The organism is Streptomyces sp. SID3343, assembly GCF_009865215.1.
In the GTDB taxonomy this organism is placed as follows: domain Bacteria; phylum Actinomycetota; class Actinomycetes; order Streptomycetales; family Streptomycetaceae; genus Embleya.
The window spans coordinates 1-13,251 of record NZ_WWJX01000102.1; the positions used below are offsets into that span (position 1 = coordinate 1).

Below are 13,251 nucleotides of genomic sequence, written 5' to 3' on the forward strand. Positions count from 1 at the left end.
GCCCGGTGTCTGCCGCGCCCCGGCGCCACTCGGCTTGCGCGCCGCTCCAGAGGCAGCACGGTCCCGTCACCAAGTGCCCACCGCGCCCGCGCCCCCGCCCCACCACCACCCGGCCCGCACCCTCGGACCACTCAACTCCCGGATCCGGCACCCGGCGTCTGCCGCCTGCCACCTGCCACCTGCCACTCGATCCCCCCACCCAGCCACCCGCGACCTGCCACCCACCGCCGGCCCACCCGGCTCCCCATCGCCAACCGGCTACCACCTACCACCCGACACACCCGCTCCCGCACCCCACCGCCACCGCCGGCGACCTGCGCCCCACCGCCTCCCGACGCCCGCACCCCGTCGCCGACCGATGGCCGCGCCCCCGAGCCGCTCGACTCCCACACGCCGGCACCCAGCGCCTACCGCCTGCCGTATCCCCGCGCAGGCGCCACCCGATCTCCACACCCCATTACCACCCGACCTCCACACCCCATCGCAGACCGGCAGCCACCGCCCACCGCCCGGCCCCACACCCCACCACCGACCGGCAGCCTCACCCCCGGGCCACTCGACTCCCACACCTCGGGCCCGGCCGTTGCCGCGCCCCGGCGCCACTCACCTCCCGGATCCGGCACCCGGCGCCTGCCGCGCCCCACCGCCCACCGCCCACCGCCTACGACCTGCGCCTCACCGCCTTCCGGCACCCGGGGCCTCGTCGGTGGTGGCCGTATCTTCGCTTCGCCGCGGAAGGTGGGGCCTGGGGTTCGTGGGTGGTCCGGTGGTGTTCGGGTTCCGGTGGCCGGGTACAGCGGATGGAGTGAACTCCGCCCGAGGAGTTCCGGCCGACGAGGAGAACGTGCGATGGTTGGCGGTTTGAGAGAGGACGACGCGCAGGCCCATGTGCACGGGGTCTGCTTCAAGACGGGCCCGCCCGAGCGCACCGGGGTGGAGCTGGAATGGATCGTGCACGACGGGGCCGATGCCCGCCGACCGGTGTCGCCGGAGCGGCTGAACCGGGCCCTCGCCCCGCTGGAGGCGCCCGACGGGCTTCCCTTCGGCAGCAGGTTGACCCGCGAGCCCGGCGGTCAGGTGGAGCTCAGTTCGCTGCCCGCCGCGACCCTCGCCGGATGTGTACAGGCCCTCGGCGCCGACACGGCGGCCCTGGCCCAGGCTCTGGCCGCGAGCGGTCTGGTCCTCGCCGGGCACGGCCTCGAACCGTACGGCGACCCGCAGCGGATCGTGAACGATCCGCGCTACCGAGCCATGGAGACCTACTTCGACCGAGACGGCCCCTGGGGCCGGATGATGATGCGCGGCACCGCCTCGGTCCAGGTCAATCTCGACGCCGGGGATGCCACCGACCGCATCCAGGGATACCGGTCGCGCTGGGCACTGGCCCACCGGCTCGGCCCCGTGCTCGTCGCCGCCTTCGCCAACTCGCCGCTGTGGCGCGGCAAGCCCACCGGTTGGCGGTCCACGCGACAGTTGGTGTGGGAGCGGATGGACCCCGGCCGTACCCGACCACCCCTGGCCGACGACGACCCCCGGGGCGCCTGGGCCCGCTATGTCCTCGACGCCCCTCTCCTGTGCGTGCGCCGTACCGCTCCGCAGGATTGGGATCCGCCCGAGGGTTTGACCTTCCGGTCCTGGGTGCGCGGTGCGCCCGGCGTGCGACCGCCGACGCTGGAGGACCTCGACTACCACCTCACCACCCTCTTCCCGCCCGTGCGCCCACGCGGCTGGTTGGAGCTGCGGATGATCGACGCCCAGCGCGGGGACGACTGGGTCGTCGCCGCCGCCGTGGCCGCGACCCTGCTGGACGACCGGCCGGCGGCCGAGGCCGCGTGGGCGGCGACCGAACCGCTGTGCCCCGACGGAGTCGCGATACCTCCCGCGCCGGTGTGGACCACCGCCGCCCGGGTCGGGCCCGCCGACCCCGCGCTCGGCAAGGCGGTCCGGGCGTGCTTCGCCGCCGCCGAGACGGCGCTGTCCGACTCCGACACGCCCGAACCGCTGCGCGCCGCCGTCGCCGAGTTCGGCCGGCGCTACGCCGAACGGGGTCGATGTCCCGCGGACGACCTCCTGGACGAGGTCCGCCGATGACGGCCGGGAGGTCGTCGGAGACGACGGAGACGACGGAGACAACTGGGACCACGAGGACGACGAAGGATATGGAAGGGACGAGGACGATGCGGGAGACGCGCCACGTGCAGCCGCGGGAGACCATTTCCGAGCCGGCGCCGGATGAGCGTCACTCCGTCATACGCGCGAAGGCTGCGGCCGCGCTGGAGACCGCGCGGCGGCGGTCCCTGGCGCTGACCGACTGCCTCGACGACGACCAGTTGCTCGCCCAGCACTCCCCGCTGATGTCGCCGCTGATCTGGGACTTGGCGCACATCGGCAACCAGGAGGATCTGTGGCTGGTCCGCCGGGGCGGTGGGCGCCCCGCACTGCGGCCCGACCTCGATCCGCTCTACGACGCGTTCCGCCACCCGCGCGCCGACCGTCCCGCGCTGCCGCTGCTCGCGCCCGACGCCGCCCGCCGCTACGTACACGACGTTCGTGAGCGGGCGTTGGACGTGCTGGACGCCGCCGACTTCGAGGGTGGCGAAAACCCGTTGCTCGCGGACGGCTTCGTCTTCGGCATGATCGCCCAGCACGAGCAGCAGCACGACGAAACCATGCTCGCCACCCACCAACTACGCACCGGGCCGGCCGTGCTCGACGCCCCCGCGCCACCGGCCGCTCCCCACGACGCGGGTGGACTTCCGCGGGAAGTACCGGTCCCCGCGGGGCCGTTCACCATGGGCACGTCGGCGGACCCGTGGGCGCTGGACAACGAACGACCCGCGCACGTCGTCGACGTCGCGGGCTTTTGGCTGGACACCGTGCCCGTCGACAACGCCGCGTACGCGGACTTCATCGCCGACGGCGGCTATGCCGACCCGCGTTGGTGGCACCCGGACGGCTGGAAGCACCGACAGGAAGCCGATTTGGCCGCCCCGCTGTTCTGGGAGCGCGACGGCGACACGTGGCTGCGCCGCCGGTTCGGCCGCACCGAACCCGTACGGCTCGACCAGCCGGTCGTGCACGTGTCCTGGTACGAGGCCGACGCGTACGCGCGGTGGGCCGGGCGGCGGCTGCCGACCGAGGCCGAGTGGGAGAAGGCCGCCCGGCACGACCCGGCCGACGGGCGCTCGCACCGCTACCCGTGGGGGGACGCGGACCCCGGCCCCGAGCACGCCAACCTCGGGCAGCGCCACCTGAGTCCGGCCCCCGGCGGCGCGTATCCGGCCGGCGCCGCTCCGTGCGGGGCACGGCAGTTGATCGGCGACGTGTGGGAGTGGACCGCCTCCGGGTTCGATCCCTATCCGGGCTTCGTGGCCTTCCCCTATCGGGAGTACTCCGAGGTGTTCTTCGGTCCGCGATATCGGGTACTGCGCGGCGGCGCCTTCGCCGCGGACGCGGTCGCGTGCCGGGGCACGTTCCGTAACTGGGACCACCCGATCCGCCGGCAGATCTTCGCCGGCTTCCGAACCGCCCGCGACGCGGCACCCGAGGAGTCGCGCTGATGTGCCGTCACATCGCCTACGTGGGACCGGAGACGACACTCGCGGCGGTGCTGCTCGATCCGCCGCACGGGCTGTACGAGCAGTCCTGGGCGCCGCGCCGGCAGCGGTACGGGACGGTCAACGCGGACGGGTTCGGGTTCGGGTGGTACACCGACGAGGAGGCCGAACCGGCCCGCTATCGGCGCGCGTTGGCGATCTGGGCCGATGCCAATCTCCCCGACCTGGCCCGTACCGTGCGCAGCGGCGCCTTCCTGGCCGCTGTTCGCAGCGCCACCGCGGGCACCAGTGGCGACGAGGCAGCGGCGGCGCCCTTTCGAGACGGGCGTTGGCTGTTCAGCCACAACGGCGCGATAGCCGACTGGACCCGACTGCCCACCGCCGGAACCGGGTTGACCACCGCCGACCTGCTCGCCCTGGAGTCACGCTGTGACTCGGCACTGGTGTGGGCGATGGTCGCCCTTCGGCTGCGTCAACGCGAACCCGCGGGCGGGGCACTGGCCGCGGTCGTACGACAGCTCGCGGCGGTACGGCCGGACGCCCGGCTGAACCTGCTGCTCACCGACGGGGAAACGATCTTCGCGACCCGCCACGGGGACACCCTGTGGTACCGCGTCGCGCCCGGTCGGGTGCTGGTGGCGTCCGAGCCCGACGACGGCGTGGAAGCCGGCTGGGGCGCGTGGCGCGAAGTACCCGACCACTCCTTGCTCCTGGCCACACGCGCCGGCGTACGGATCACTCCGATCCGCCCCGTACGTCCCGTACGCCCCGCCGCCGCGCGTGCGTCCTCCGACCGACCGGAACGGCACTCCATGACCAGCCGCTTCACCCTCGACCACCGGTTGCCCGCCGACTACTTCACCACCACCTTGCGAGCCGACGTACTCGACGGACTCACCGCGCCGGCCAAGTCGCTGCCGCCCAAGTGGTTCTACGACGCCCGTGGCAGCGAGCTGTTCGAGGAGATCACCCACCTGCCCGAGTACTACCCGACGCGGGCCGAGCAGGAGATCCTCACCCGACACGCTCCCGAGATCGCCGCCAAGACCCGAGCCGCCACCTTGATCGAGCTCGGCTCCGGCTCGTCGCGCAAGACGCGGCTGCTGCTGGACGCGTTGACCCAGGCGGGCACGCTCGTGCGATACGTGCCCCTCGATGTCAGCGATTCCGCGTTGGTCCAAGCCGGGGAGGCGCTGTGCCGCGACTACCCCACGCTGCGGGTCGCGGCCAAGGTCACCGACTTCGAGCACGACCTCGCGCTCGCCGACGAGCCCGGGCCGCGGCTGCTCGGTTTCCTCGGCAGCACGCTCGGCAACCTCGACGGCGGTCAACGCGCCGCGTTCTACGGCACCGTGCGGCGTGCGCTGAGCGCCGACGACACCCTCCTGCTCGGGGTCGACCTGGTCAAGGATCCCGACGTGCTGGTGGCGGCGTACGACGACAGTCAGGGCGTCACGGCCGCTTTCGACAAGAACGTACTGCACGTGTTGAACCGGGAGTTGGCCGCCGACTTCGACCCGGACGCGTTCGACCACCGCGCGGTGTGGAACGCCGCCGAGGAACGCATCGAAATGCATCTGCGCTCGCGTGTCACCCAGAGCGTCAAGGTCCGCGCCCTCGACCTGTCGGTGGACTTCGCGAAGGGGGAGGATCTGCGCACCGAGATCTCGGTCAAGTTCCGTCGGGAGGCGTTGACGGCGGAGCTGGACGACGCGGGCTTCACGGTGCGGCACTGGTGGACGGACCGGTTGGCGCGGTTCGCGTTGCTGCTGGCGGTGCCCAGCCGATGAATCACGGCCGGGTCGGGGCCGTCGTCCCCTCGGCCCGGCCGACACCTCACTCCTCGACCGACCCGCCCCCCGCCGACAGCCCCACCGCCTGCACCGCGGCCCGTCCCGTCAGCCCGCCCGTTCGCGGCCGATGCACGTGGCCGACCACAGGCCGAACCGGTCGTCGCCACCCTCCAGACGGCGACCCGCCAGGCACCTGACCTGCTCGACGCGGTCACGCACCGCGTGACGGTACACGTCCAACCGGCGGCCGGCACGTCGCGGGCCTGCTTCGCGGTCGTGCCGCCGGCGAGGAGGCGCCCGAGCGGCGGACCGGTTCGTGGGCCTCTGGAACGCGCCATGTTCCGGGGGCCGTTCACGTCGCGTCACGCCGGCGCGAGACCGGGGTGACCGGATCCCTTTGGGTGGATTCCGAAGTGGAAACCGGAAACACCGACGATCGGCTTGTCGACCCGTCGGCGCGCGGCGCACGCTGACACGTGATGTCTCGCGACTGCCCAAACGGGTGGTGACGGAGGTACGCGTGGTGAATTCGTCGGCTCCATTCGGACGAGAGCTCAGGAGGCGGCGCCTCGACGCCGGGATCACCTTGGCCGGCCTCGCCGGCATGGTGCACTACAGCAAAGGACAGCTGAGCAAGATCGAGCGCGGATTCAAATCGCCCGGACGGGAGTTCGCGGCGATGTGCGATGCAACCTTGGGAGCCGGGGGCGCTCTCGCGTCCCTCGTACCCGAGCCGCGTTCTCGGGAGGTGGGCACGGAGAAGGTCGCGTCGGGCGACTGGTCGGCGCTCGACGAGGACGGCCGCCCCGCTCTCGGGCGGCGGCGAATGCTCGCGGGCGGCGCGGCGGCGGTCGTGGTGGGCCTGGGCGTCGCCGGCTCGGCGGCGGGGGCGGCTCACGCGGACGCGGGAGACGTACCCGGCGTGTTTCGATCGATGTTCGAGCAGTACCGCGTACTCGGGCAGACGCTCGACTCGCAGCTGGTCCTGCCGGCGTTGATCGCCCAAACCCGCGCTGTGCGAGAACTGGCCGGGCACAGCGGCCCGGGCAGGCGCGACGAATTGTTGCGGCTCGGTTCGCGCTACGCGGAATACGTCGGTTGGCTCGTTCAGGAGAGCGGCGACGATGCGGCCGCTCTGCGCTGGACCGAACGCGCCGTCGAACTCGCCGCCGCGGGCGGGGATCCGCATCTCGCCGCGTACGCCCGGGTCCGGCGCGCGTTGGTGACGTTGTATCGCGGGGATGCCGCCCAGACGGTCGCGTTGGCCGGGCAGGCGCAGGAAGCCGCGCTACCGCCCCGCATCCGGGGGTTGGCCGCGCAGCGGGAGGCCCAAGGGCACGCGGTCGCGGGCGACTACGACGCCACCATGCGGTGCCTGGATCGCGCGCGTGTCTCGTTCGCGCGTGACGCCGAGGCGGGCGCGTCCGCGCACCCCGTCGGCACCACGCACCTGTCCGACCCGGTCGCCATGGTCCACGGCTGGTGCCTGTACGACCTGGGTCGTCCACGCGCGGCCGCCGAGATCATCGGTCGGCAACTCGAACAGGTGCCGGCGCACGCACTGCGTACCCGTGCGCGTTTCGGCATGCGGCATGCCCTCGCGCACGCCGCGGCCGGCGAGGTCGACCACGCGTGTGAGTTGACCGATCGATTGCTCGACACCGCCGAGGCCGTGAACTCGGCGACCGTCGCCTCCGATATCCGCCGGATGGCGCACACCCTGGCACGACACCCGCGCAATGCGTCGGCCCGCGCGCTCCTCCCGGAGCTGAGCACACATCCGCGCTTCGCGACGTCCTGATGCACCGAAGAGGAGCCCGTCATGTCCGAGGTCTTCATCAACTACCGCACGGGAGACGGCGAGAAGGCAGCCGTCGTGATCGACCTGGAGCTGTCCCGCAGGTTCGGCAAGGACCGAATCTTCTACGCGTCGAAGTCGATCAGGGCGGGCGAGCGCTATCCGCAGGAGTTGATCCGTAACGTACGGTCCAGCAGCCTGGTACTCGCCGTGCTGGGCCCGGCTTGGATCGACTCCCCCGCGCTGCGGATCGACGGCGACTGGGTTCGCAAGGAGATCCTCGAGGCCTTCGACTGTGGTGTGTCGGTGGTTCCCGTGCTGGACGGACGCCGCACCGAACGGTTGCGCCGCGCGGACCTGCCGGTGGAGTTGCAACGGTTGGCCGACGTCCAGTCCGTTCGGCTGGACCTGCAACACGACGCGAGGGCCGGACTCGGGAGGCTGGGCGATCTGGTCGCGGAGTTGGTCCCCGCGCTCAGGGTCTTCGACCGGGACTCCACGGCCGCGTCCGACCCGTCCGAGGGCGCGCGGGTGTCCAACAACGTGAGCGGCAACGTTCACGGACCTCTCGTCCAGGCCCGGGACACCGGGGACGCGGGAGTAGTGATCAAGGACGCCCGTGGACCGGTCCACACGGGCCAAGGTGACGTCAACAACGACTACTCGCAGCACTCCTCGGGTGATGGCGCCACGCATATCGCGGGCGACAACCACGGCGGGGTGGCGCATCGCTTCGGGCGCCCCCACAAGCGTGCGGACGAGAACCGGTGAGCGACTGGCAGAGCACCACTCGGGTCACCGATCCGCATGGTCCCCTGCACGCGGGCAGCGGCGACATGTACAACTTCTCGCTCGGCATCGATCCGGCATCGCTGCTGGCGGACGCGCGTGGAAAGAGCCCCCGAAAGGTCGCGGCAGACCGACTGGACTGGCTGCGCGCGCGGTTCGTCCACCCGGCGGGCTTCGGCGTGGCCCGGGAGATCCTGGCGGACTCGCACTGCGTGTTGCTGGACGGCGAGAACGGAAGTGGTCGCAGCGCCGCCGCGCGAATCCTGCTGCACGAAGCGGGCGGTGGTGACTCGTTCCACGAATTGCTGCCCGGTGACGAGGGCGGGACTCGGCTCGACGCCGGGCAGATCGGTGACGGCGACCGGTTGCTCCTGACCCTCCCGGCTGACGAGGACCGGCTTTGGGCGGACATTCAGGAGGAGCTGTCCGCGTTTCACGTGGCGCTTCGAGCGCACGATGCACATGTGGTGATCGTGCTGCCGGATCGTCACGGCGGGCACCTCGACCACGACTTGGATCGCTTCCTGGTCAGGATCGAACGACCCGTCGGCGCCGAGGTGTTGTGGCGGCACTTTCGAATGGACGGCATCGACGCGCCCAAAAGCGCGCTGTCGGCCCCCGAACTTTCCGGGCTGTGCCAAGACCGGCCGATGCGGGACGTCGCTGCATTCGCCCGCCTCGTGCGGCGTGCCCGCGACGCGGCAGCCGACGGCATCGGCTTCGCCCAGTGGTGCTCAAGCGCTCTGGCCGCGCTGGGCGATCGACAAGAGGACATCGCGAAGCTCGTCGCCAAGCACCGTACCGGCCCACAACGTGCCCTTTTGTTGACGACGGCCATGCTTCACGAGGCGCACGCACACGACGTGGAGCGGGTCACCGAACTCCTCCTGCGCCACGTCCGGCACCCCGAGGACGAACGCCCGCTTCTCGAGCGATTCGACCTGGTCCAACGATTTCACGAGATCGATGCCAGGGCCGACGCCCACGGTCGAGTTCGGTTCACTGAACTCGACTACGACGCGGCGATTCGCGCGCACTTCTGGAACCACCTGCCGGAGATTCGCGGTCACCTGTGCGCATGGGTTCGCGACACGGTCACGACTGAGCAACTGCCCGAGCCCACCCGCGAGGCTTTCGTGGCGCGATTCGCCGAGGAGTCGCTGCGTACCGGGCACCACATCGATCTACTCCCGCTCGTCGAGAAGTGGACCGAACGCGCGCGGGACGTGCCGGCCGCCAAGGCCGCCGCGCAGTTGCTCAGGCATGGGCTCGAAGACGAACGTCACGGGCGGGAGTTTCGTCGAATCATCTACCTTCGAGCGCGCGAATCCGGGCTTTCCGACGGACTGACCCGGGTCCTCGTGGGGGTGTGCGCAGAGGAGATGGCCATACGGCATCCGGACGAGGCCGTTGTGCGTCTGCACCACCTCGCCCGTCGGCAACGCCGCGGCACTGACGCACGCGACGCGCTGACGCGGATCGCGCGATCCGAACGCCGGCTTCACCGCCTGATGCTGGGCCGTCTGGCCAAGCGCTTCGATCTCCCCGGCTCCCACAGTCCCGAAGGCCGCCCGACCGAAGCCCAGTGGCCGGCCGATCTCGACCTCTTCCTCCAGTTGACCGCTCCGGAAGACGTGACCCATCCCCGTGGGCAGACAAGGGCGTTCGTCGCCGAGACGGAGCAGCGCCGCCACCTGGTGAGCGGTTGGAGCACCCTCTTTCGCCTGCGCCCGGACTCGTACTGGGGCGATCACACGGTCCGCTGGCTGCAGGCGGCCGATGCCGACGAGACCTATGGCGATCTGCTTTTGGATGTGCTGATCGAGGGCGCCCGAGGACGTCCCGACGTTTTGAGCCGATTGTTCGCGCTCGCTCGGGATCACGTACCGCGCCTGCCAAACCGGCCGCGCGACCGGGTCGATCTCGGCACCCGCCTGTTGTACAAGATCAGCGCCGCTCAGGGCGTCTCGCTTGCCCACGCCTCACCGTGACCGCGGTTTCGGCGCAACGCGCATCTGCGAAGAGAGGGGACGACCGATGAGTTCCGACCGCAAGACGGTGACGGTGTTTCTCGCCGTCATCTGTGGACTGCTTCTCGCCATCGTCGATGTGTGGTTCGGTTGGCCGCTGTGGGGCCTGCCGATCCTGGCGGCGGTACCCGCACTCGTCGCGGTTGCGCTGCTCGCGCGGGCCGGGCGCCGCCGGCGGGGCGTCCCGCCCGGGTTGGAGCCCTACCTTCCGGTCGAGCCGGTGGAGCGTCGATCGATGCGGGTGAGCGAGGTGGCGCTCCCGAGCACGATCGAGGACTACGACTTTCGGTTCACCGCGACGGTGCGCTGGTGCCCGGTGGACGGAGCGACGGGCGTACCGGTCGTCAACCCGGGTGGCCTCGCGGTGCAGGCGGTGCTCCAACGCGCTCGGCAGATCACCGAACTGCGGGACGCGCGCCGGAGTTCGCTCGTCCAGCGCGAACTCGACGGCGCGCTCGGCATCATGGAACCCGACGCCTCCGGGCTGGTTCTCGCGATGGCCGAGGAAGTCACCCTCACACTGACCGAGCACGATCAGGCGCGCCTGGACAAGCTCGCCTCCGTGCGCAAGGACGAGCAGGTCTGGGAACACGAGCGCAAGTGGGAACAGAGCAGACGCGCCTACCTCGGTGACGACGTCCTCAAGGACCCCGGCAGCGCCGTAATCTGGTGGCTGGTCAAGAACGACGATCACGTCGAACGCACCGTCGGCGACCTCGGACTGCTGGCGCAGTTGTCCTCGGCCGCGAACAACGAGGACGTGCCCGACCGGTTTCGGCACCTCGTCCCCTACCCGGAGCCCGAACCGGAGTCCGAGCAGGCGGTTCACCCCGGGAACGCTCACGTGGACGAGTACACCGCGAGCTATGGATCACCGACCGGCGAACCGTTTCACGAGCCCACGGCCGGGGACCGATTCGAGGCATTTCTCCGGGCGGCCGACTTCAAGGAGGGCGACCCGCGACGGGACCTGTTCGCGCTCCAAGTGGCCAAGTTGGTCTCCGCCCACGGCAACACCGAGGTCGCGGACGATCTGGAGCAGCGCTTCCGGACACCGGGCGAGGTCGACCCGGAGGAGCCCGACCCGGGTTTCGAGAACTGACTCGCGCATCGCCGATGGAGGTCCGATGGAATCGGAAATCGCCGCTCTCGCCGCATCGGGAGCGATCACCCTGATGGGATTGATGGTGTCGGACGCCTGGCAGCAGGTGCGGGCACGGGTCGGCAGGCTGGTGTCTCGCGGCGGTGACGAACGCGTGGTGACAGCCGAGTTGGAGGCGACCAGAGCAGAACTCGTCGCCGCCGAACGCACCGGCGACACCGCGCCGGCGATGGAGCTCCGGACCGAATGGGAGCTCCGACTGCGGCAGTTGCTGCGAGCGGATCCGGCAGCCGCGGCAGAACTGCGGGCATTGCTCGCCGACACGGAGGGGTTGCGGACTGGGATGCCCGCGCCGACCTCGGTACACAACACGGTGAGCGGTGGAACGCTCCACGGTCCCGTCATCCAAGCCGGCACGGTCACCGGGACGGTCGGGACGAACACCACGACGGTCGCGCCGACGACCCCGGCTTGAGCGCCTTGCGCGCCCGACGAACAACCTGAACCGGCAGCTTGCCGAAGTCACCGGCGACCCGTCCGTTCCGCTGCGTATCGATCAAGGTTGCCCAAGTCGGGGGAACACGGCGTGGTTTGACAGATTTTGCCGGTGGGAGGTTTGTGTATTGACGTGGGGGTTGACACAGTGTGAGCGTTTCGTCGCTCGGGCACGGACTCGGCGGCCACGTTCGTCGGCGGTTCGCTCACCATGCGGGCGCGACGAAGTCGGATTCGTGGTCGAGGTCTACCTTCCACCAAAGGAGCCTCGATGAATCGCAGAACGACGACGGCCGGGACGGTTCTGGCCGTGCTCGCCGGGTTGGTGGTCTCCACGGCCGCCCAGTCGGCTTCGGCCGATCCGTCCCCTCCCCCAAGTTCGCAGGCACTGGCGGTCTCCGCCGCCGACCGGGCCGCCGCCAGTGGCTTGGACGTTTTGGCCAAAGGGCCCGAAGAGACCTACCAGCGCCAAGCGGTGACTCCGTGGGTCAACGACCTGTACTCCGTCGCGTACGAGCGTTCGTACCGCGGGCTGCCGGTCGTCGGTGGCGACGCCGTCGTGTTGGCCGATGGTCAGGGGCGCGTGCGCGCGACCCAGTCCGCGACCGACGCGCGCATATCCGTGTCCACCCAGCCCACCGTGAACGCGGCTGCAGCCGAGGCCACTTCGCGGGCGCGGCTCGCGTCCGTGGACAAGGTCGAGTCGCACCGCCTCGTGGTGCGGGTCAGGGAGGGCCGGAGCAACCTCGCGTGGGAGACGGTGGTCGCCGGTCGCACCGCGACCGCGCCCAGCAGGTTGCACGTCTTCGTCGACGCGAGCACGGGCACGGTGCTCGACACGGTCGACGACGTCAAGGCAGGCACCGGCAACAGCCAGTGGAACGGCCCGAATCCGATCAGCATCGACACCCAGAACTCGGGTGGCACGTACTCGCTGCGCGACCCGGGCCGCCCCGGCCTGAGCTGCGCCGACTACTCCTCGGGCACGGTGTTCTCCAAGTCTTCCGACTCGTGGGGCAACGGCCAGGCCAGCAGTAAGGAAACCGGCTGCGTCGACGTCATGTGGGCGGCGCAGAAGGAATGGAACATGCTCCGCGACTGGCTCGGTCGCAACGGGCACAACGGCAACGGCGGGAGCTGGCCGGTCAAGGTCGGCCTCAACGACGTCAACGCCTACTGGGACGGCTCGTCCATCTCGATCGGGCACAACCAGTCGAACCAGTGGATCGGTTCGATGGACGTCGTGGGCCACGAATTCGGCCACGGCATCGACCAGTACACCCCCGGCGGCGCCGGCACCGAGCCGGGTCTGGGCGAGTCCACCGGCGACATCATGGGCGCGCTGACCGAGGCGTACACCAACGAGCCCTCCCCGTACGACACTCCGGACTACACCGTCGGCGAGACCGTCAACCTGGTCGGCCAGGGGCCGATCCGCTACATGTACAACCCGTCGACGAACGGCGACCCGAGCTGCTACAGCTCGTCGATCCCCAGCACCGAGGAACACGCGGCGGCGGGGCCGATGAACCACTGGTTCTACCTGCTCGCCGAGGGCACCAACCCCGGTGGCGGCAAGCCCACCAGCCCCACCTGCAACAACACCACGCTCACCGGCGTCGGCATCCAGCAGGCCGGCAAGGTCTTCTACGGCGGCATGCTGCTCAAGACGAGCGGCATGACGTAC

The 13,251-nt window shown here is 70.7% G+C and carries 9 protein-coding genes and 1 pseudogene; all 10 read left to right on the forward strand.

Annotated features, from left to right (window positions below; genetic code table 11):
- Positions 1-849 precede the first annotated feature (849 nt).
- Positions 850-2,091: an ergothioneine biosynthesis glutamate--cysteine ligase EgtA gene (gene egtA / locus GT354_RS03390; protein ID WP_161354654.1), complete on the forward strand. Its 1,242-nt coding sequence runs from the start codon at positions 850-852 to the stop codon at positions 2,089-2,091.
- A gap of 86 nt (positions 2,092-2,177) precedes the next feature.
- Entirely contained in the window at positions 2,178-3,560 is a 1,383-nt protein-coding gene (egtB, locus tag GT354_RS03395) for an ergothioneine biosynthesis protein EgtB (RefSeq protein WP_161354655.1), read from the forward strand.
- Positions 3,560-4,291: pseudogene (gene egtC, locus GT354_RS53410) on the forward strand (ergothioneine biosynthesis protein EgtC); the annotation flags it as partial. The gene egtB and the pseudogene egtC, both read left to right, overlap by 1 nt.
- A gap of 78 nt (positions 4,292-4,369) precedes the next feature.
- The gene (gene egtD, locus GT354_RS53415; protein WP_237534336.1) at positions 4,370-5,347 is read left to right on the forward strand and encodes an L-histidine N(alpha)-methyltransferase; all 978 of its coding nucleotides are present in this window, start codon (positions 4,370-4,372) and stop codon (positions 5,345-5,347) included.
- 523 nt (positions 5,348-5,870) lie between these two features.
- Entirely contained in the window at positions 5,871-7,151 is a 1,281-nt protein-coding gene (locus GT354_RS03405) for a helix-turn-helix transcriptional regulator (RefSeq protein ID WP_161354657.1), read from the forward strand.
- Between the two features lie 21 nt (positions 7,152-7,172).
- Positions 7,173-7,919, forward strand: a complete 747-nt coding sequence (locus GT354_RS03410) for a TIR domain-containing protein (RefSeq protein ID WP_161354658.1) — start codon at positions 7,173-7,175, stop codon at positions 7,917-7,919.
- Entirely contained in the window at positions 7,916-9,928 is a 2,013-nt protein-coding gene (locus GT354_RS03415) for a hypothetical protein (protein WP_161354659.1), read from the forward strand. The genes GT354_RS03410 and GT354_RS03415 overlap by 4 nt, the downstream gene beginning before the upstream one ends.
- Before the next feature lie 46 nt (positions 9,929-9,974).
- On the forward strand, positions 9,975-11,069 hold the full coding sequence (locus GT354_RS03420) for a hypothetical protein (RefSeq protein WP_161354660.1): 1,095 nt from the start codon (positions 9,975-9,977) through the stop codon (positions 11,067-11,069).
- Between the two features lie 25 nt (positions 11,070-11,094).
- Complete coding sequence (locus tag GT354_RS03425) at positions 11,095-11,544, forward strand: hypothetical protein (RefSeq protein WP_161354661.1); 450 nt, start codon at positions 11,095-11,097, stop codon at positions 11,542-11,544.
- A 291-nt stretch (positions 11,545-11,835) separates the two neighbouring features.
- A partial coding sequence (locus GT354_RS03430; RefSeq protein ID WP_161354662.1) for a M4 family metallopeptidase occupies positions 11,836-13,251 on the forward strand: 1,416 nt, incomplete at its 3' end.